Annotated in this window: 16 protein-coding genes and 3 tRNA genes; 11 read left to right on the plus strand and 8 right to left on the minus strand. The window is 52.4% G+C overall.

Features of this window, described 5'->3' with window-relative positions; translation table 11 throughout:
- Positions 1-11: 11 nt before the first annotated feature.
- From FCS97_RS08965 to FCS97_RS08975, 3 genes are read right to left on the minus strand one after another with little or no spacing between them, the layout of a single operon-like run.
- The gene (locus FCS97_RS08965) at positions 12-1,940 is read right to left on the minus strand and encodes a peptidase domain-containing ABC transporter (protein ID WP_138518102.1); all 1,929 of its coding nucleotides are present in this window, start codon (positions 1,938-1,940) and stop codon (positions 12-14) included.
- Positions 1,941-1,954: 14 nt separating this feature from the next.
- Positions 1,955-2,371: a hypothetical protein gene (locus FCS97_RS08970; protein ID WP_138518103.1), complete on the minus strand. Its 417-nt coding sequence runs from the start codon at positions 2,369-2,371 to the stop codon at positions 1,955-1,957.
- A gap of 9 nt (positions 2,372-2,380) precedes the next feature.
- The gene (locus FCS97_RS08975) at positions 2,381-2,950 is read right to left on the minus strand and encodes an RNA polymerase sigma factor (protein WP_138518104.1); all 570 of its coding nucleotides are present in this window, start codon (positions 2,948-2,950) and stop codon (positions 2,381-2,383) included.
- 486 nt (positions 2,951-3,436) lie between these two features.
- Between FCS97_RS08975 and FCS97_RS16785 the strand changes: the two genes are divergently transcribed.
- From FCS97_RS16785 to FCS97_RS09020, 9 genes are all read left to right on the plus strand, one after another.
- The gene (locus tag FCS97_RS16785) at positions 3,437-4,123 is read left to right on the plus strand and encodes a response regulator transcription factor (RefSeq protein ID WP_171035242.1); all 687 of its coding nucleotides are present in this window, start codon (positions 3,437-3,439) and stop codon (positions 4,121-4,123) included.
- A gap of 115 nt (positions 4,124-4,238) precedes the next feature.
- Entirely contained in the window at positions 4,239-4,943 is a 705-nt protein-coding gene (gene queC / locus FCS97_RS08985) for a 7-cyano-7-deazaguanine synthase QueC (RefSeq protein ID WP_138518106.1), read from the plus strand.
- Between the two features lie 163 nt (positions 4,944-5,106).
- Positions 5,107-5,182, plus strand: a tRNA-Gly gene (locus FCS97_RS08990).
- A 66-nt stretch (positions 5,183-5,248) separates the two neighbouring features.
- Positions 5,249-5,322: transfer RNA gene (locus FCS97_RS08995), tRNA-Cys, on the plus strand.
- A gap of 16 nt (positions 5,323-5,338) precedes the next feature.
- Positions 5,339-5,431, plus strand: a tRNA-Leu gene (locus FCS97_RS09000).
- 76 nt (positions 5,432-5,507) lie between these two features.
- A complete protein-coding gene (metG, locus tag FCS97_RS09005) occupies positions 5,508-7,583 on the plus strand; it encodes a methionine--tRNA ligase (protein WP_138518107.1) in 2,076 nt (691 codons plus the stop codon).
- Positions 7,584-7,593: 10 nt separating this feature from the next.
- Positions 7,594-9,300: a SulP family inorganic anion transporter gene (locus tag FCS97_RS09010; RefSeq protein WP_138518108.1), complete on the plus strand. Its 1,707-nt coding sequence runs from the start codon at positions 7,594-7,596 to the stop codon at positions 9,298-9,300.
- 45 nt (positions 9,301-9,345) lie between these two features.
- Positions 9,346-9,528 (plus strand): DUF3460 family protein, encoded by a 183-nt coding sequence (locus FCS97_RS09015; protein ID WP_138518109.1) that lies wholly within the window; start codon positions 9,346-9,348, stop codon positions 9,526-9,528.
- 12 nt (positions 9,529-9,540) lie between these two features.
- Positions 9,541-10,419 (plus strand): segregation and condensation protein A, encoded by an 879-nt coding sequence (locus FCS97_RS09020; RefSeq protein ID WP_138518110.1) that lies wholly within the window; start codon positions 9,541-9,543, stop codon positions 10,417-10,419.
- A gap of 452 nt (positions 10,420-10,871) precedes the next feature.
- Here the strand turns inward: FCS97_RS09020 and dnaJ are convergent, their stop codons facing one another.
- From dnaJ to hrcA, 5 genes are all read right to left on the minus strand, one after another.
- Positions 10,872-11,999 carry a molecular chaperone DnaJ gene (gene dnaJ / locus FCS97_RS09025; RefSeq protein WP_138518111.1) on the minus strand — a complete coding sequence of 376 codons (1,128 nt, stop codon included), beginning with the start codon at positions 11,997-11,999 and terminating at the stop codon, positions 10,872-10,874.
- A 143-nt stretch (positions 12,000-12,142) separates the two neighbouring features.
- Entirely contained in the window at positions 12,143-14,095 is a 1,953-nt protein-coding gene (dnaK, locus tag FCS97_RS09030) for a molecular chaperone DnaK (protein WP_138518112.1), read from the minus strand.
- Between the two features lie 112 nt (positions 14,096-14,207).
- Positions 14,208-14,807, minus strand: coding sequence for a nucleotide exchange factor GrpE (gene grpE / locus FCS97_RS09035; RefSeq protein ID WP_138518113.1), 600 nt, complete (start codon positions 14,805-14,807; stop codon positions 14,208-14,210).
- A gap of 146 nt (positions 14,808-14,953) precedes the next feature.
- Positions 14,954-16,060: a ferrochelatase gene (gene hemH / locus FCS97_RS09040; protein WP_138518114.1), complete on the minus strand. Its 1,107-nt coding sequence runs from the start codon at positions 16,058-16,060 to the stop codon at positions 14,954-14,956.
- A 65-nt stretch (positions 16,061-16,125) separates the two neighbouring features.
- Complete coding sequence (gene hrcA, locus FCS97_RS09045; RefSeq protein WP_138518230.1) at positions 16,126-17,142, minus strand: heat-inducible transcriptional repressor HrcA; 1,017 nt, start codon at positions 17,140-17,142, stop codon at positions 16,126-16,128.
- A gap of 91 nt (positions 17,143-17,233) precedes the next feature.
- Between hrcA and FCS97_RS09050 the strand changes: the two genes are divergently transcribed.
- Positions 17,234-18,187 (plus strand): NAD(+)/NADH kinase, encoded by a 954-nt coding sequence (locus tag FCS97_RS09050; RefSeq protein ID WP_171035243.1) that lies wholly within the window; start codon positions 17,234-17,236, stop codon positions 18,185-18,187.
- Positions 18,177-19,832 carry a DNA repair protein RecN gene (gene recN, locus FCS97_RS09055; RefSeq protein ID WP_138518116.1) on the plus strand — a complete coding sequence of 552 codons (1,656 nt, stop codon included), beginning with the start codon at positions 18,177-18,179 and terminating at the stop codon, positions 19,830-19,832. The genes FCS97_RS09050 and recN overlap by 11 nt, the downstream gene beginning before the upstream one ends.
- The last annotated feature ends 1 nt before the right edge of the window (position 19,833 follow it).

Raw genomic sequence — 19,833 nt, forward strand, 5'->3', positions numbered from 1 at the left:
ACCTTCACTCATCAGGCTTGAGCAGCCTTGCCGCCGGCATCCTTACTTGCTTGCCCTTCCTGTCCATTGCCGCCCAATGCCTGCTTGGCAGCATCAGCAGAAACCTGAGATGCCGCCTTGGGCGCGGCTGGCACAGGCTTGGGTACAGAAATGCCGTACAACAGTTTCAGCATTTCTGGTGTGGCACCCACATGCAACTTCGAAGCCTTGTCCAGGTAAATAATCTTGTCGCAAATCGACATTAAACGCACCGAATGCGTCACCATGATGATGGTTTTAACTGTGGCCAGGCTTTTGAACACGGCCATCAAGTGAGTTTCAGCGGCAAAATCCAGATCATTGGTTGGCTCATCGAGCAACAGCACCGGAGCATCTGACAAGAAAGCCTGGGTAATGGCCACGCGTCGGCGTTGACCGCCCGACAAGCGGTTACCGCCCTCGCCCACCTGCGTCATGTAACCGTCAGGCATTTTGGCAATAAATTCATGTGCGCCTGAACGCTTGGCGGCCAGCAAAATTTGCTCGTCGCTGGCGTCGGGATTCGAGCGGCGCAAGTTTTCAACAATCGTGCCTTCAAACAATTGCGACGTTTGCGGCAAAAAACCAATCCATTTAGAAAGTTCTTGGCGGGAGAACTGCGACAAATCATATTCGTCCAGCAGTACTCGGCCACTTTGTGGCTCGTAAAGACCACGCAGCAATTTCAACAAGGTTGACTTGCCCGCACCGTTGTCACCGGCCAAGCCGTAAATGCCACGGGGTCCAATTTGAGCTGAAACCGATTTGACCACTTCTTTTTGAGCACCCACGTGCTGATAACTCACGTTTTCCAGGCGCAAAGCGCCTGAAGGCATGGGCAGGTTCAAGCCGGTGTGCTGCTTCTCTTCATCTGCAGCAAACACTTTGTTCAAGCGATCTGTGGCTTCGCGGGAATGTGCAATCGAGCGCCAGTGGCCAGTCAGTGCTGCCAATGGGCCAATCGCCTTGGCTGCCAGCATGTTCGAGGCAATCAAACCACCTACAGTCATCCATTGATTAATCACAGCATAAGCACCAACCGCCGTAATGGCCACGTTCACGCACAACATAATGGAAACAGACAACTCGCGCTGGTCTTCCATTTCACCGTTTTTCTGAAAGGACTCCTGAACCCACGAGTTGTAGCTTGACACCCAGGCTCGTTTGGCAGAATCGTCTTGCACCAAACTTTTAATGGCTTCACGGCCACGGCAAACCTCGGCCAACACTTCATCGCGGCGGCGCGCACGTGAAAACTCTTCCACACGACGCTTTCTGAATTCTCCCGAGCTGTACCAGGACAAAGCCGCCAAACACGCCAAGCCAACCAGCACCACGGGAAGCACGGGCAAGGCGATGGTGGCAATCAAACCAATGGCCAAGATGGCAAACGGCAAATCCAGAATGGTCATGGCGACCGCGCCACTCCATACCACGCGCACGGTATCAACATCTTTGAACAGGGAATACCAAGCCGCAGTTGAGCGTGCCTCAAGCTGTCGCAGTGGAATCGACAGAATTTTGTTCATCAACTTGCTGGCAACTTGTCCGTCGATTTTCACAGCAGCCACGCGCAACACTCGGGCACGGAATGAACGCAGAATAAGGTCGGCTGCGAGCAAAATACCCATGCCAATCAACAAGGCAGTCAGCGTATTCAAGCCCGAGCGGTAAATAACCCGATCGTAAACTTGCAGGGCAAACACGGCAGGAAACAAGGCCACCAGGTTGACGAAGATCGACAACAGGGCTGCACGCTTCAACAGAGGCAAAGCACTGCGAATGACTCCTTCAACTGTTTTGGAGTTGGATGCTTCAACTGCACCACTGGCTTCAGCAGCAGCTTCCCCAGACTTTTCCGGTTTCAAGCCGAAATTCCAGAGTGCTTCGAGTCTTTCTTTGAACAAATATTTAACCGACATTGCGAGTCCCTAGGTTACACAGCGCCCGCTGAACCGGCCATGCGCAACTGTTGCGCTTTGAGTCGTTCAAGCAAAACCAAATAGGAGGCGATCAAGCGGACCACCGCGGGGCGCATGCCTGCCAATTGTTCACGGGTCAATTTGGCCAGCGGATTGTCCAATCGGGTTTTGGCATCAGGCTGAGAATCTATTGCACGGCACACCCGCTCAAATACATTGCTCAGGGCGGCATCCACTTCCGCTTCCGACATGGCTGAATACAGCACTTGCGGCTGTGTATCAATCAAGCTGAGCCGCTCCTGCCAACCCAACACCGACTTGGCCAATACAGGGTCCAGCCTTAACTGGCCTTCAAACGCGGTGCGCTCTGCCCCGCGCATTACACCAAGCACATAGTCGGCAGCCAACCAGTTTTTTTCATCATCAGTCATGGGGCCCCCTTATGCCACAAATCCGGATTGCTCGGCATCTTGCCTGCGCGAACTGCTCGCGGCCATTGCTGCCAAACCTTCGGACTGAAATTCGTCATACACGGTTTTCAATTCGATCAAGCCCCTGCGGACCCAGGTTTTAACCGTTCCCAAAGGCACATTCAGGTGTTCTGAAATTTCCGCATGGCTCATGCCATGGGTATATGCCAAAGTCAGCACCTGGCGATACTTTCCCTCGAGACGCTGCACACAGGCTTGCATCACGCGGCTGGTTTCCTTGTCGTCACTGCTTGCAGAGTGGGCTTCGAACACCAATTCATTGGGTTCATCGTCCTGATCCGAAAACTGGTCCAGTGAAATCGAGTTCACCGTGTGGCTTTGTTGGGCAATCAAATCCAGAGCCCTGTTTCTGACCACTTGGTGCAACCAGGTTTCTGGTGCGGACAATTTGTTGTTGAATGTGTGGGCATACCGCCAAAGACGAATGTAAGCGTCCTGAAGCACGTCCTGAGCCAGACCGGGCTCCCGAACAATGCGCAACGCCACCGCAAACATCTTTCGTGACGTGAGTTGATACAACTCCTCAAACGCCTTTCGATCGCGATTTGCAATTCGTTCAATTAAAGAAGCGAGCTCTTCTCTCAACCTGGCTGTCCCCGAGATGAAGTCATCTGTGTGTGTTTGATACGTCCTGATACTGTTAATTTACAGTCGAGCTGGACTTTGGTTTTGTCAAAAAGGCCAAGTTTTACTGCTCAAACCACTGAATAGGGCCACCCAACAAGGGGGGATGTAACTCTTTAGTATCCCCTAGCTAAGGGATACTAGCAAAAGTTCCGATTCCAGAACAGTACTTGTACTGTCTATTTGCTTACATAGCCGGTCAAAATGCAATCCCCCCCAAAGTGATTAGCTTGCTTGAAATTACCTACACTGCCTTGAATCCAAAATTTATTACCTGAAGTACAAATCGAATAAGCGGTAACCCAAATAAATCCAACAGCGGGGCTAACAACAATGACCTTAATACCGAGCTGGCCAAGCCAGCCACACATGGGTGGGACTATGAAGAATGAAAAGGGCTTGGCAGGTCGACCAGTAACGCCCCGCGAAACGGGCATTCAAAGCACCCCCCCGGGCAGAACAATCAGCCTTCAGCCCATGTTTGTCACCAACCGGACAACCCTGGAAGAAATTGACAACCACCTGGCCAGCGCTGAAACGCGGATCGTGGTGATCACCATCGAAAAAGGCAACCGGCACGGCGAGGCTGTGGTTCAACATATTGGATCGAGCTATTCTGATGTGCGGGTTGTACTGGTGTGCGAGGGCAATGCCCAAGACATTTTGGCCATGGCATTCAAACCGGGCGTGTGGGCTTGCGTGGGTCGGCAGTCCTCGGTGGAAACGCTTCGTGAGGCAATTGACACTGTTGCAGCAGGCGCCCGTTATGTGGCACCTGAGCTGGTGAACAGCAAAGCAAGCACCTCTTATGCTTCTACTGAACAGCAACACCTGAGCAATCAGATGAACACGCTGGCCGAGCAGGATGAAGGCGCGCAGTTGACCCGTCGTGAACGCCAAGTGCTTACCTTGATTGCCCAGGGCCGCCCTCGCCGTGAAATCGCGGAACTGCTCAAAGTTTCTCCGCGCACCATCGACGCTTACCGGGCGCGTCTGCTTCAAAAGCTGAACCTGGACTCCAGTGTTCAACTGGTGAAGTACGCGATCTCGGCGGGCATGGCGAGCTAATCGCCAACTCAGGTATTTTGAAGTCATAACAAGCTTAAAAACCCCGCAGCAACGCGGGGTTTTTTGTTTGTACAGCTAAAATGGCGGTTTAATGCCATCCCACTACTGATCCAATATGAACAAGAAAGCGCTTGTGCTGTTTTCAGGCGGCCAAGACAGCACTGTTTGCCTGGCTTGGGCCTTGAGCAAATTTGAGCATGTTGAAACCGTTGGTTTCGACTATGGGCAACGCCATCGAATTGAACTGCAATGCAGGCTGACAGTACTGGAAAGAATGCGTGAACAGTTTCCCGAATGGGCGCCCAGGTTGGGCGAAGACCGCGTGATTGACCTAAGCTGGCTTGGACAAATTTCTGATTGTGCATTGACCGAAGAACGCGAAATCGAGTTGAGCGAAACCGGCTTGCCCAACACCTTTGTGCCGGGACGTAACCTGGTGTTCTTTTTGATATCGTCTGCGGTGGCCTACCGCAGGGGCTTGTCTACGCTGGTGGGTGGCATGTGCCAAACCGACTTTTCTGGTTATCCCGACTGCCGTGAAGACACCTTGAAGGCTTTGCAAGTGGCCACCAACCTCGGGATGGCCAGTTCATTCCGGTTCGAGACACCGCTGATGTGGATCGACAAAACCGAAACTTTTCAACTGGGCGAGCAACTGGGCGGCAAGAAATTGCTTGAAATCATCGTTCGCGATACCCACACCTGCTACACAGGCGACCGAAGCCACGAACACGAGTGGGGTTTTGGTTGTGGTGAATGCCCAGCCTGTGACTTGCGCAAACGCGGGTGGAAAAACTACATTTCACAACAGAATCAATAGCTTGAAACCAAAAAGGGCAACTTCCCCGAAAGCCGCAACAGGCTTGGGTTTGCACAACTTTTAAGCAGGTAAAAAATAAATGAAATTATTTTGCAAAAACGTTTGACACAAAAAATTTTCTTGCTATAATTTCGTTCTCTCAACGACGACACGTTGTTGAAATGCGGGAATAGCTCAGTTGGTAGAGCGATACCTTGCCAAGGTATAGGTCGCGAGTTCGAGTCTCGTTTCCCGCTCCAAATTCCTAAGGGGAAGTGATACACTTCCCCTTTTCTTTGCCCGCCACATTTTGGTGGAACACCCTTGGCGGGGTGGCAGAGTGGTCATGCAGCGGACTGCAACTCCGTGTACGCCGGTTCGATTCCGACCCCCGCCTCCAAGTTTTCAAGCCATCAGCCCGGGTGGTGAAATTGGTAGACACAACGGACTTAAAATCCGTCGCTTACCGTAAAAGGGGCGTACCGGTTCGATTCCGGTCCCGGGCACCACAGGCAACACTCTCCACACAATCAATCGCGCGTACAATAGCGCATTGCGTCTAGAACAACCCCAAAGAACAACATCGTGACTCGCCGAATTCTTGTTACCTCTGCCTTGCCGTACGCCAACGGCGCCATTCACTTGGGCCACTTGGTTGAATACATTCAAACCGACATCTGGGTTCGCTTTCAGAAAATGCAAAGCAACGAGGTGTACTACGTGTGTGCTGACGACACCCACGGCACCCCTGTTATGTTGCGTGCGCAGGCCGAGGGCATTAGCCCTGAAGAATTGATTGAGCGAGTCAGCACCGAACACCAGCGCGACTTCGCCAGCTTCCATGTGGGCTTTGACAACTACTATTCCACCAACGCGCCCGAGAACAAGGCACACTGCGAAACCATTTACACACGCCTGCGCGATGCAGGTTTGATTCAAACCCGCTCAGTTGAACAGTTCTATGACCCGATCAAAGAAATGTTTTTGCCGGACCGCTTCATCAAGGGCGAATGCCCGAAGTGCGGCGCAAAAGACCAGTACGGCGATTCCTGCGAAGTGTGCGGTGCCACCTATCAACCCACTGAGTTGAAAAACGCTTACTCCACAGTGTCAGGCGCAGCACCTGTGCGCAAAAGTTCAGACCATTATTTCTTCAAGTTGTCCGACCCGCGTTGCGAAAATTTCCTGCGCCAATGGACACAAACCCCCGGGCGATTGCAAGTCGAAGCCAGCCGCAAAATGCAGGAATGGCTGGGTGAAGAAGGCAGCGGCAAACTGGCTGACTGGGACATTTCCCGCGATGCGCCCTACTTTGGTTTCGAGATTCCCGATGCTCCGGGCAAATACTTTTACGTGTGGCTGGATGCACCTGTGGGTTACTTTGCCAGCTTCCAGAACCTGTGCGAACGGATCGGCGTGGACTATCAGGAATTTCTGAAAGCCGACACGAAAACCGAGATGATTCACTTCATCGGCAAAGACATTCTGTACTTCCATGCCCTGTTCTGGCCCGCCATGCTTGAATTCGCAGGTTTGCGCACACCCACCAAAGTGAATGCGCACGGCTTTTTGACAGTTGATGGCGCAAAAATGAGTAAAAGCCGTGGCACCTTCATTACCGCGGAAAGCTTTATCAAGCAGGGTTTGAATCCTGAATGGCTGCGCTATTACTTTGCGGCCAAGCTTAATTCAACCATGGAAGATCTCGACCTGAGTTTTTCAGATTTCACCGCCCGCGTGAACAGCGACTTGGTGGGCAAGTACATCAACATTGCCAGCCGCAGTGCAGGCTTTTTGGTAAAAAACTTTGAAGGCCGCGTGCTTGATTCAGCCATGCAGCACCCCTTGCTTGTGGATATTCGGGCGCAAGCCAATGCAATTGCCACACACTATGATGACCGCGAATATGGCAAGGCCATTCGCGAAGTGATGGCCTGCGCTGACAAAGTGAACGCCTATGTGGACCAGGAAAAACCATGGGAGCTTGCGAAGAACCCGGACAAACAAACTGAGTTGCAAACAGCTTGCTCCATTTGCCTGGAAGCCTTCCGCTTGCTCACCCTGTATTTGAAACCCGTACTGCCCGTGTTGGCTGGCAACGCCGAGAAGATTCTGGGTGTGTCTCCAATGGTTTGGGCTGATGTGAACACACCATTGAGCAGTGCAACACCTGTGCAGGCCTTCAAGCACTTGATGCAACGCGTAGACCAAAAACAAATTGATGCATTGATTGATGCCAACAAGCAATCCTTGGCTTCTGCTTCAGCAGCGCCGGTAAAAACTGATGCCAAAAAACCTGCCAGTGAAGCCGCAAGCACCACGTCAGGCGATTTCATCAGTATTGATGACTTCACCAAGATAGACCTGCGGATCGGCCTGGTGAAAGAATGCAGCGCGGTTGAAGGATCCACCAAGTTGCTTCAGCTCACAGTTGATCTCGGCGAAGAAAAGCCACGCAATATTTTCTCGGGCATTGCTGCGCACTACAAGCCAGAGCAACTGAACGGGCAATATGTGGTGGTGGTGGCCAACCTGGCGCCACGTAAAATGAAGTTTGGCATTTCTGAGGGCATGGTGTTGTGTGCCGCCAGCGACGACGACGCAGCGCTAAGCACCCTGACAGCTTTGGGCAAACTGACGCCAGGAATGAAAATCAGCTAAAAAGGAAACCATGGCCACGCCGCAATTTCTCAAAACGCTCAAGCCATTCAAACCACGCATTGTGGACAGCTTGCAGGGATACAACTCCCAGCGTTTTTTGAAAGACTTGGGCGCCGGCATTACGGTGGGCGTGGTTGCCCTACCACTGGCCATGGCATTTGCAATTGCCAGTGGGCTTGAACCGCAAACTGGCCTGTTTACTGCGATTGTCGCGGGTTTCATCATCTCCGCCTTTGGCGGCTCCAGCGTTCAAATTGGCGGCCCCGCCGGTGCATTCATCGTGGTGGTGTTGGGCATCGTCAACCAGTATGGCGTGGCCAACCTAATTGCCTGCACACTGATGGCGGGCGGCCTTCTGTTCTTAATGGGACTGACCGGGCTTGGAAGCCTTGTCCGCTTAATTCCTGTCAGCATCGTCATTGGCTTCACCAACGGTATTGCCGTACTCATTGCCCTGTCACAAATCAAAGACTTTTTTGGTTTGGATATAGAAGTCACTCAAGGTAACTTTTTTGAAAAAAACTGGGCCCTGCTCCAAGCCATTCCTGGCCTCAATTGGTCAGCATTTATATTGGCCAGCGTAAGCCTGGCATTCCTTTTTCTCTGGCCCAAATTGTTTGCACTGCTCAGCAAGGGGCACACCGAGGGCACGTTCCCGAAAATTCTTCAAAGCGTTCCTGGCTCGGTGCTGCTGTTGGTGGTGGGTACTTTGGTTTCATACAGTCTTGGATTGAATGTTGAAACGATAGGCAGCAAATTTGGTGAAATTCCCCGTATCCTCCCCACTTTGGCACTACCGTCAATTGAGCTTGCCAGCATTCAAACCCTGATTGGCCCAACCTTGACCATTGCGTTTCTGTGCGCCATCGAATCACTGCTGTGTGCACGCGTGGCCGATGGCATCACCCATGAAAAACACGATCCCAACCAGGAACTGATGGCACAAGGTTTGGCCAATATGGCATCTCCCCTGTTTGGTGGCATGCCTGCCACTGGCACCATTGCCCGAACGGTAACCAATATTCGTTCGGGTGGTAACTCTCCGGTTGCCGGAATTGTGCATGCCCTCACCTTGCTCATCATTATGCTGGTGGCTGCACCACTGGCCTTTCATATCCCCTTGGCAGTGCTTTCAGCCGTTCTTATGTTCGTGGCTTACAACATGGGTGAATGGCGAGAGTTTCCAAAATTGAAACAGTACACCACGGTGTACAAGGTCATTATGCTGGCCACTTTTCTGCTCACCGTGATCGTCGACCTCACAGTTGCGGTTCAGGTTGGGCTGGTTTTGGCAGGTGTTTTCTTCATATACAGGGTCTCCACGCTCACAGAATTCATTCCTGTTTACCTGAAAGATGAAGACAGGGCGCGAGGAATTGCGGCCTATAAAATTTACGGTTCCCTGTTTTTTGCAGTGGTGGGAAAAATTGAAAACCTCATCCTGAACACGGGAAAATCCACCAAAGTTTTGATTCTCGACCTTCACCAAACCATTTCAATCGACACCACCGCACTGGAATGTCTTGAAGAACTGAACCTGGAGTTGCAGCGCGCAGGCCACACGCTGATCTTTTGCGGGCTGAACAGCCAAGCCTTGTCCCTGTTCAAACGCAGTGGTTTCGCAGCCCAACTGCAAGCGGGGCAAGTACAGGACGATTTTTCTGCTGCGATGGCACACGCCCATGCAATTTCTATCGAGGATCAGGCTGGTGCCTGATAAAATAAAGAAATTCCTTATAAACCATTTATTTGGCACACCACCATGCAATACGAATCTGAAGCCACCCAATTTCTGGCCCAACTCAAAAATGAGCGCCCTCATCTGGAAAATGAGCAGCAAAAAGGTCGTGCCTTGTTGTGGGACAAGCAACTGGATAGAACGCTTCAAGAAGGATTCAAAGAAGCCAAGGTTGCCCAAAAACCCTATGTGTATCAAAGCAAATAAAGTGCCGTCACTTTGAGCAGCGAACTCGACGACATCAGTGTACTGAACCCGAACGACAGCACACCCGACACGGTGGATGGTGTCGGTTTGGCTCGCCTGTATGGCGCCCCGCTGTTCAACATGCCCAAAGACCTGTACATACCGCCAGACGCGCTGGAGGTGTTTCTAGAGGCATTTGAAGGTCCTTTGGACTTGCTGCTGTACCTGATTCGCAAGCAAAACTTCAACATTCTCGACATTCCCATGGCGGAGCTGACCCGCCAATACCTCACCTACATCGAAGAAATTCGAACCCGCAACCTCGAGCTGGCCGCAGAATACCTGCTGATGGCCGCCATGCTGATCGAGATCAAATCGCGCATGCTGTTGCCAGTAATTCCCAAGGATGGTGAAGAAGAAGCTGAAGACCCGCGTGCCGAATTGGCCCGCCGCCTGATTGAATATGAACAAATGAAGCTGGCAGCCCAGGAACTCGACAAAGTACCGTTGGTCGGCCGAGACTTCTGGATTGCACACGCCTTTCATGACCCCAACACGGTTGAGCGCTTTCCCGATGTCAACCCTGAAGAACTGCGAGATGCCTGGCAAGCAATTTTGCGCCGAGCATCTTTAGTAAAAGCACACACCATTTCTCGAGAAGAATTGTCGGTGCGTGAGCACATGACCATGATATTGCGTCGCCTTCAAACTCAAAAATTCGTTGAGTTTTTCGATATGTTCGATGTTGAGCGCGGCGTACCTGTGGTGGTGGTTAATTTCATTGCAATGCTTGAATTGACCCGCGAGGGTTTGGTGAAGGTCACGCAGGCTGAGCCGTTTGCCCCCATCTATGTGCGGCTCGGCTATGAGGCCACGGGTGGCAGTGGCGCAGACAGTATCGTTCCAGCGTAGGCCATTTGTAAGGGCGTAGGTACCCATTAATTGCTCAGGTACCAGTCCGCTTACATGCCCAGGTGCATACCCTCTGGCACCCGAAAACCTGTATTCCCTTAGCTGAGCAATTACTGGCTAGCGATGTACGCTGCAGGGATTTGCGACTGAAAATATGACCTGAGGTATTCGGCTGTGAGCAAGGTGAGATTTGAGTGCTGCACCGCCTTGCCGGATTTGCAAGTCTTCCCGGCGGCTTCGCAGCGCGGGGCGACCTGAAAGGTCGATGCGAAGACGCGCTCGCGTTTCGCATGCCCCAAGCCAGAAGCACCAAGCCGGATCAGAAGACTTGCTTAGGCAAGGTGATGCGGCATTCAAGTCGAGCACCATGCCCCAACCTAAAATACCCGCGGTCATTGGCACATCCGATTCAAAATCGCGCAGCACCCAAACCTCAGGAGGCCAAGACCGGATTAGCCAAAGAAGTCCTTCACCTTGTCCATCCAGCCCTTGGCACGCGGTGAATGCTTGTCACCATCCGCGGTGCAAGACTGCTCAAACTCCTTGAGCAATTCTTTCTGACGTTCAGACAAACGCACCGGGGTTTCCACCACAATGTGGCAGAACAAATCACCTGGGTAAGATGAACGGACACCCTTGATACCCTTGCCGCGCAAGCGGAAGGTTTTTCCAGTTTGTGTGCCTTCAGGAATATCAAATGAAGCCTTGCCGCCCAAGGTAGGCACTTCAATGGTGCCGCCCAGCGCAGCCGCCGCAAATGAAACCGGCATTTCGCAATGCAAGTCGTCACCGTCACGCTGAAAAACAGCATGTTCTTTCAAGTGCACTTCAACATACAAGTCACCCGCTGGGCCACCGTTCACACCGGGCTCACCCTTGCCGCTTAAGCGAATACGCATGCCATCGTCGATACCGGCAGGTACTTTTACTTCCAGTGTTTTGTTGGTTTTCTTGCGACCCAAGCCCTCACAATCGTGACATGGGTGCGGAATCATTTTGCCAGTGCCGTGGCACTTCGGGCAGGTTTGCTGCACGCTGAAAAAACCTTGGGTCATTCGCACCGCACCCGATCCACCACAGGTGGAGCAGGTTTCAGGCTTGGTGCCTGGCTTGGCACCACTACCCGAACATGTACCGCAGTTGTCCCACACTGGCACGCGAATTTGGGTATCAAATCCTTTGGCAGCCTGCTCCAGGGTAATTTCCATGTTGTACTTCAGGTCTGAACCACGGTACATCTGCGACTGGCGAGAACCACCGCCGCCTGCACGGCCACCAAAAATATCGCCGAAAATATCGCCAAATGCGTCCGAGAAATCCGAAAAGCCACCAGCGCCTGCGCCACCCATGTTGGGGTCAACACCCGCATGACCATGCCGGTCATAGGCAGCGCGTTTCTTGGGGTCGGTCAGCATTTCATAGGCTTCTTTGGCCTCTTTGAATTTGGCCTCCGCATCCTTGCTGTCGGGGTTGCGGTCCGGGTGATACTTCATGGCCATTTTCCGATAGGCTTTCTTCAGCTCATCGTCTGTGGCATTTTTTTGCACACCCAAAATCTCGTAGAAGTCCCGTTTTGCCATGTCAGTCTCAATTCGTGCAGTTGCTGTTTAAACACTGCTTTTATTCGTACAAAAAGGGCTTCACTGAAAAACCGCAAAATGTGCAGCCAGCCAGTGTGCCCTTGGTTTCAAGCGAGACACCGCAAGGTGTCCCGCAACCCACATTACTTGTCCTTCACTTCCTTGAAATCAGCATCCACTACATCGTCTGCATCGTCTTTCTTGGAAGAAGACTGCTGCTCGCCATCACCTGGGTTGGCACCGGCGGCGGCACCTTCAGCAGCTTGTTGAGCCTGCATGTCGGCATACATTTTCTCACCCAGCTTCTGGGCTGATTCGGCCAACTCTTTGGTACGGGCATCAATGGCGTCTTTGTCCTCGCCTTTGGCTGCCTCTTCCAAAGCCTTGCAAGCCGCTTCAATTTTTTCCTTCTCGCCCGCTTCCAGCTTGTCGCCATACTCACCAAGGCTCTTGCGGGTGCTGTGCACCAGCGCATCGGCCTGGTTCTTGGCTTCAGCCAGTTCGCGGCGCTTCGCATCATCAGCCGCATTGGCTTCAGCGTCTTTCACCATTTTCTGAATTTCATCTTCAGACAAACCAGAGTTGGCTTTGATCACAATCTTGTTCTCTTTGCCCGTACCTTTGTCTTTTGCAGACACGTGCAAAATACCGTTGGCATCAATGTCAAAGGTCACTTCAATTTGTGGCACACCGCGTGGTGCGGGTGGAATGCCTTCCAGGTTGAATTCGCCCAGGCTTTTGTTGTCGTTCGCCATTTGGCGCTCACCCTGAAACACCTTGATGGTCACGGCAGGCTGATTGTCATCGGCAGTTGAAAATACCTGGCTGAACTTGGTCGGGATGGTTGTGTTTTTCTCGATCATCTTGGTCATCACGCCGCCCATGGTTTCAATACCCAAGGACAATGGCGACACATCCAACAACAGCACGTCTTTGCGATCACCACTCAGTACGGAACCCTGAATTGCTGCGCCGGCAGCCACAGCTTCATCGGGGTTCACATCTTTGCGCGGTTCTTTGCCAAAGAAGTTCTTCACTGCTTCCTGAACTTTGGGCATGCGGGTCATACCGCCCACCAAAATAATGTCGTCAATTTGCGAGGTGGACACACCAGCGTCTTTCAAGGCCATTTTCATGGGCTCAACAGTGCGGGTAATCAAGTCTTCAACCAATGCTTCCAGTTTGGAGCGGCTCAATTTCGTGGTCAGGTGCACGGGTGCGCCATTGGCCATCGCAATGTAGGGCTCGTTGATTTCAGTTTGCTGTGAAGACGACAATTCAATTTTTGCGCGCTCAGCTGCAGCCTTGATACGCTGCAAAGCGATTGGGTCTTTCGACAAATCAACACCGTTGTTCTTTTTGAACTCGTCGATGATGTGGTCGATAATGCGCTGGTCAAAGTCTTCACCGCCCAGGAAGGTGTCACCGTTGGTCGACAGCACTTCAAACTGCTTCTCGCCGTCGATGTCCGCAATTTCAATAATTGACACGTCGAAAGTACCGCCGCCCAAGTCATACACGGCAATTTTGCGATCGCCCTTCTCGGCCTTGTCCATGCCAAAAGCCAATGCAGCGGCAGTGGGTTCGTTGATAATGCGCTTTACATCCAGGCCTGCAATCCGGCCTGCATCTTTGGTGGCTTGGCGCTGGCTGTCGTTGAAGTAGGCAGGCACGGTAATTACAGCCTCGGTTACTTCTTCGCCCAGATAATCTTCAGCGGTCTTCTTCATCTTGCGCAGCACTTCAGCTGACACCTGTGGGGGCGCCAGTTTTTGATCACGCACGCCAACCCAAGCATCGCCATTGTCGGCTTTCATGATAGTGAAAGGCATCATGTCGATGTCTTTCTGCACTTCTGCGTCTTCAAATTTGCGACCGATCAAGCGCTTCACCGCGTACAGGGTGTTCTTTGGGTTGGTCACAGCCTGGCGCTTGGCGGGTGCGCCCACCAGAATTTCGCCGTCTTCCATGTAGGCGATGATGGAAGGGGTAGTACGCGCACCTTCCGAGTTTTCAATCACCTTGTAGCCACCGCCTTCAAACACTGCAACGCAAGAATTGGTGGTACCCAAGTCAATGCCGATAATCTTTCCCATGAATTTCTCCGTGATTTCTATATTCAGTAATGTTCTGTTATCCCTGATATGGGGCTAAAGCCCTTCAGTTCAAGGGGTTTTTCAACCCACTGTGTGAAATTTATTGCGCCGCTTATTGTGCAACCGAGACCAAAGCGGGTCGCAGCACGCGATCATTGATCAGATAACCCTTTTGCAGCACCGCAACCACGTGGTTGGGCTCCACAGCCGGCTCAACTGAGCTGCCAGGCACCATGGCCACGGCCTGGTGCTGGTTGGGGTTGAATTTTTCGCCGATCGGGTTCAATGCCACAATTTTGCCGCGCTCGAAAGCAGCTTCTAGCTGGCGCAATGTTGCAGCCACGCCGTCTTTCAGGGCTTCCGGGGTTTGATTTTCAACGGCCAGTGCCATTTCAAGACTGTCGCGAACAGGCACCAAGGATTCCGCAAACGATTCAATCGCGTACTTGTGCGCCTTGGCAACGTCCTCTTGCGTGCGGCGGCGCAGGTTTTCCATGTCAGCGGCCAAACGCAGATAAACCTCCTTGGATTTCTCAACCTCATGGTGCGCATTTTCCAGCGCTGCCTTCAAGACAGAAACCTCATCTTGGGGCGCCTCTTGCTGAACAGCCTGCTCGGTTTCATTCTGGGTCTGCGCACCTTGCTGCTGACCTTCTGGTGCCTGGGCAGACGTTTGCTCGTCTGTGGCCGGCTTTCCAGTGGGTTCTGACATGTCTTGTTCCTCCGTTTAAATTCAAATGGGGCGACAAGCTTCAACGCTTCGCCCCTGCTCTGAACGGCAATTGGGGGCTTGAATTCGAATTTCAAGCCCCCAAGCTGCAATATTTACCATTTTCCCAATAGGGATTACTGAAGGGATTATTGAGCACCCATCTCCAAAGCCAGTTTGCGGCTCTCGGCCAGCTCTTGCGCCATGGATTCTTCATACCCCATGTCCACAGGCCAACCCTGCATGTGCTGTGCCGTAATCTCGGACAACATGGCCGCCGCCAATTCACTGTCGTTCAGGCAGGCAATGTAATGAAACTCGCCACCACCAGCATGCTGAAAGTCTTCGCGGCCTTCCTGATTGATTTCCTCAAGTGTTTCAAGGCAATCAGCCATAAAACCCGGGCACATCACATCAATTCGCTTGGTACCCGCTTGGCCCAGGGCTTCCAGTGTTTTGTCAGTGTATGGTTCCAGCCATTTGGCTTTGCCGAATCGGCTTTGGAAAGTAACCCGGTAATTGCCTTTTTGCAGCCCCAACTCCTCACCCAACAGGCGCGCAGTTTTGTAACACTCGCAATGGTAGGGATCGCCTTTCAGCAAAGTCATTTCTGGCACGCCGTGAAAACTGAACAACAGCACATCCCCCTGCTCAAAATTCGGTTTGCCATTGGCTTGCCAGTGTTTGCGCACACTTTCTGCCAAAGCGTGAATGTAGGCCGGGTGGTCGTGGTAATGCTTCACCAAACGCAGCTCGGGAATATTGCGCACTGGTTTTGCCCAGTCAAATACGGCATCAAATACTGAGGCGGTTGTGGCAGCAGCGTATTGTGGGTAAAGCGGAAAAACCAACACCCTGTCGTAGCCGTCTTTGCGAAGCTGATCCATTCGGCTGGCCACAGAGGGGTTGCCGTAGCGCATGGCCAAATCCACCCGAACATCCCAGCGCCGTGCCTTGAACGCCTCGCTGAGTACCTTGACTTGCCGCTTGCCAATCGCCAATAAAGGAGAACCTTCATCAGTCCACACGGTGGCATACTTGGCAGCAGATTTTTTAGGGCGAATCTGCAAAATGATGCAATTCAAAATGATCCACCAAATCAACTTCGGAATCTCGACCACGCGGGGGTCTGATAAAAACTCTTTCAAATAGCGACGCAGGGAGGGGGCATCGGCATTGTCCGGGGTGCCAAGGTTAACGAGTAAAACCGCGGTTTTCTGGGGCGTGCCGTGACGAAATGGAGCTTCGGTGCGCATGGGTACTACCTATTGAACAACAAGCCTGAAAGTATACCCAAAGCTGACTGCCGGGGTGGCTCGCCCTACTCCGGATCGGACAAAGCCGAAGACACCAGCTTCGATGTGATGTCCACAATCGGAATCAATCGCTCGTAAGCCATTCGCGTGGGGCCAATTACGCCCAAAGTGCCCACCACCTCGCCGTTGACCTGGTAAGGCGCCGAAATTACGCTCATCTCCTCCATGGGCACCAGGCTGGAATCGCCACCGATGAAAATTTGCACACCCTCAGCCCTGTTTGAACTTTCGAGCAGGCGCAGCAAGGCGGTGCGCTGTTCAAACACACCGAACATTTTTTTCAACCTTTCCATGTCAGTTGACAAATCCGACACATCCAGCAATTTTCGTTCGCCCGATAACAGCACCCCGTCGGCCTGACTTTCCTCCGCCTCTGTTCCCGCATTCACGGCGGCCTGCATCAGTTTGCTGATGTCTTGGCTAATTTGGTGCAGCTCTTCCGACAACCTTTGTTTGGCCTGCTGAAAACTCAAACCTGCAAAATGCTGGTTGAAAAAGTTTGCGGCCATGGTCAATTCGCTTTGTGTGTAAGGCTTCTCGACAATCAGAATCCTGTTTTGCACATCACCATCGGGCGTGACGATAATCAACAGCACTTTGCGATCGGACAGGCTCAAAAACTCCACATGTCGAAACAGGGCTGCCTTTTTGGGTGCGGTAATTACCCCGGCAAACGACGACAAACTGGACAACAAATTCACCGCTTTGCTCAACACACGGTTGGGGTCTTCCCGTTGAATGCCACCACTCAGTGCGGTTTGAACATCGATGGCCAACGGCTTTACGGTCAACAATGAATCCACAAACATGCGGTAGCCCTGCGGCGTGGGCACTCGGCCTGCCGAAGTGTGTGGCGAAACCACCAAGCGCAACTCTTCAAGATCGGCCATTACATTTCGAATGGTGGCCGGGCTCAAATCCAGCGTCGAATACTTGGACAAAGCCCTGGAACCCACCGGGTTACCCTCAGTGATGTACCTTTCAACCAATGTTTTCAATATGGAACGGGCGCGTTCGTCTATCATCAATGTCACTTCAAATGCGTGTTGCGATACGATTGGGCTTAGGATTGAACCCAAGGCTTCACTTTACGACAAAAACAGGGAATCAAGAATGCCGAAACAGAAAGGGATGTGCATTGCTGTGTTTGCCAAGCATGGCGCCTCCCCAAAACAGGCCATTTGGCGCAGCGTAGTCGATTTGCTCGCCGCCAATGCATTCCAGGTGCTGGTGTGCGATTCCATGTTGAGCAGCAGTTCTACGAAAAAATCAAAACCTGAATGTGATCAAGCCAATTTTGAATTTGCGAATTTGGCACTGATCAAGAAAAAAGCAAAAATTGCGGTGATTATCGGTGGCGACGGCACCTTTCTGGGTACCGCCCGTGAACTGGCAGATTGCAACATTCCTTTGATCGGGATCAATCAGGGTCGCCTGGGCTTTCTCACCGACATTCGACTCGACGACATCAACCCCACCTTGATTGACACCATCAACGGCCAGTCAGTCTCGGAAAATCGGGCGTACCTTGAAGGTCAAATTTTACGACAAGGCAAAGTGGTAGAAAATCATATTGCCCTGAACGACATTGTGATCAGTCGAGGCATTGTGGGCGGCATGGTTGAACTGCGTGTGGAAGTAGACGGCACGTTTATGTATGACCTGCGCGCAGACGGACTGATCATTTCCACCCCCACCGGCTCAACTGCCTATGCCCTGTCAGCGGATGGACCAATTTTGCACCCCAGCCTGGCGGGCCTGCTGATTGTGCCAGTGGCTCCGCATGCGCTGACCAACCGGCCAATTGCGTTGCCCCAACACAGCACCATTGATATTCATGTCACTGGCGGCAAGCAAACTGGGGTTCACTTTGACATGCAGTTCAATGGCCGTGCCAAAGTGGGTGATCAAATACGGATCAAGGTGTCACCACACCCTATCCAGCTTTTGCACCCGGCACGCTATGATTACTTCGCCATGTTGAGGCAAAAACTGCACTGGAGTGCAAGCCCAACAGAAGCCCCCCACAAAACTCGAGGACTCAGAGACAGCGGCCATGCTAAGTAGTTTGACCATTCAGGATTTCGTTATTGTCGACAAACTCGATTTGCATTTCGCACCCGGCATGTCGGTGTTGTCCGGCGAAACCGGTGCTGGCAAATCAATCTTGATTGATGCACTGTCGCTGTGCCTGGGTGCGCGCGCCGATGCCTCACAGGTTCGCGAAGGTTGTGAGCGTGCCAACATCACCGCTGTGTTCGAGATCAACCCTGCGGCCAAAGCCATTCTCGATGAACAATCCATCGACTGCAGCGAAGGTGAAATGCACTTGCGACGCGCCATTGAATCCAATGGCAGATCAAAAGCCTACATCAACGGCACACCGGTACCCGCCAGCACGCTGAAAGAATTGTCTGAAACCTTGATCGATATTCACGGGCAACACGCATTTCAAACGCTGGCAAAGCCGGGGGAGCAGCTGCGTCTGCTCGATGACTTCGGGCAACACAGCGCCTTGGTTCAAGCCACCGGGCAAACTTATTCCGTATTGAAAAATGCGGAAAAGACGCTGAAGCAAGCCCAGAGCAGTCAGGAAGACCGCGCTGCGCGTCTTGAAAACCTGCAGTGGAAACTGGACTCACTGAGCAAAGTGGCCCCCAAGGCTGGCGAATGGGAAACGCTAAGCAGCGACTTCGACCGCTTAAGCCATGGTGCAGAACTGATCGAGGGCACACAACATGCAAGCGATGTGCTGTCGCAAAATGAAAACGCCTTGCTCGACCAACTTACCCATGTCATCGAAAAACTGAGCCACTTAAGCACCCGCGACCCGGCGCTTGAAGGGGTGGTCAAAACGCTGTCTGAGGGTGAAATACTGATTCGGGAGGCCAGTTACGATTTGGGTCATTACCTGAAACACAGCGATCTGGACCCGGACACACTGGCTGAAGTTGAAGCACGCATGTCGCTTTGGCATGAAACCGCCCGCAAACTGCGCATTCAACCCGAAACACTTCACACGGAAATGGAAAGTGTGCAAGCTGAAATCAAAGGGTTTGAGGAAGGTTTTGATGTTGAACGGCTGCAGAAAGAACTTCAATCTGCGCAGCAAAATTATGAAAAACAGGCCAAGCAATTGACCGAAGCGCGCCTGAAAGCAGCCCAGGCTTTGTCAAAACGCGTCACTGAATCCATGCAAACCCTGAGTATGCAAGGTGGTGTGTTTACGGTCGATGTGGCTAGGGGCGAACCTTCAGCCAAAGGCAGTGATTCAATCGAATTTCGGGTGGCCGGGCACCCCGGTGTGACGCCCCAAGCCATTCAGAAGGTAGCCTCGGGCGGTGAACTTGCGCGAATCAGCCTGGCGATCACTGTCAACACTGTCGAAAGCACTCCTGTTCCTACTTTGATTTTTGATGAAGTGGACAGCGGCATTGGGGGTGCAGTGGCAGAGACTGTGGGCAAATACCTTCGTCTTCTTGCGAAAAACAAGCAGGTGCTGTGTGTCACCCACCTGCCGCAAGTTGCGGCACAAGGCCACAATCATTTCCAGGTCAGCAAAGACATCTCAGCGCAAACAACGCGCTCAAAAATTGTGCAACTCGAAGCCAAAGCCCGAGTAGAAGAAATTGCAAGAATGCTGGGAGGGCAAGTGATTACCGAGGCCACGCGCACGGCTGCGCATGAAATGATTGCCTCGGCAAACGCTTAAC

Source organism: Limnobacter alexandrii, from assembly GCF_005871185.1.
GTDB classification, from domain to species: Bacteria; Pseudomonadota; Gammaproteobacteria; order Burkholderiales; family Burkholderiaceae_B; genus Limnobacter; species Limnobacter alexandrii.

Bases quoted from the DNA above. Each gene is read 5' to 3' on its own strand.
- FCS97_RS08965 (WP_138518102.1), bottom strand. From the start codon at position 1,940: ATGTCGGTTAAATATTTGTTCAAAGAAAGACTCGAAGCACTCTGGAAT.
- FCS97_RS08970 (WP_138518103.1), bottom strand. From the start codon at position 2,371: ATGACTGATGATGAAAAAAACTGGTTGGCTGCCGACTATGTGCTTGGT.
- FCS97_RS16785 (WP_171035242.1), top strand. From the start codon at position 3,437: ATGAAGAATGAAAAGGGCTTGGCAGGTCGACCAGTAACGCCCCGCGAA.
- queC (WP_138518106.1), top strand. From the start codon at position 4,239: ATGAACAAGAAAGCGCTTGTGCTGTTTTCAGGCGGCCAAGACAGCACT.
- FCS97_RS09010 (WP_138518108.1), top strand. From the start codon at position 7,594: ATGGCCACGCCGCAATTTCTCAAAACGCTCAAGCCATTCAAACCACGC.
- FCS97_RS09015 (WP_138518109.1), top strand. From the start codon at position 9,346: ATGCAATACGAATCTGAAGCCACCCAATTTCTGGCCCAACTCAAAAAT.
- dnaJ (WP_138518111.1), bottom strand. From the start codon at position 11,999: ATGGCAAAACGGGACTTCTACGAGATTTTGGGTGTGCAAAAAAATGCC.
- dnaK (WP_138518112.1), bottom strand. From the start codon at position 14,095: ATGGGAAAGATTATCGGCATTGACTTGGGTACCACCAATTCTTGCGTT.
- grpE (WP_138518113.1), bottom strand. From the start codon at position 14,807: ATGTCAGAACCCACTGGAAAGCCGGCCACAGACGAGCAAACGTCTGCC.
- hemH (WP_138518114.1), bottom strand. From the start codon at position 16,060: ATGCGCACCGAAGCTCCATTTCGTCACGGCACGCCCCAGAAAACCGCG.
- FCS97_RS09050 (WP_171035243.1), top strand. From the start codon at position 17,234: ATGCCGAAACAGAAAGGGATGTGCATTGCTGTGTTTGCCAAGCATGGC.
- recN (WP_138518116.1), top strand. From the start codon at position 18,177: ATGCTAAGTAGTTTGACCATTCAGGATTTCGTTATTGTCGACAAACTC.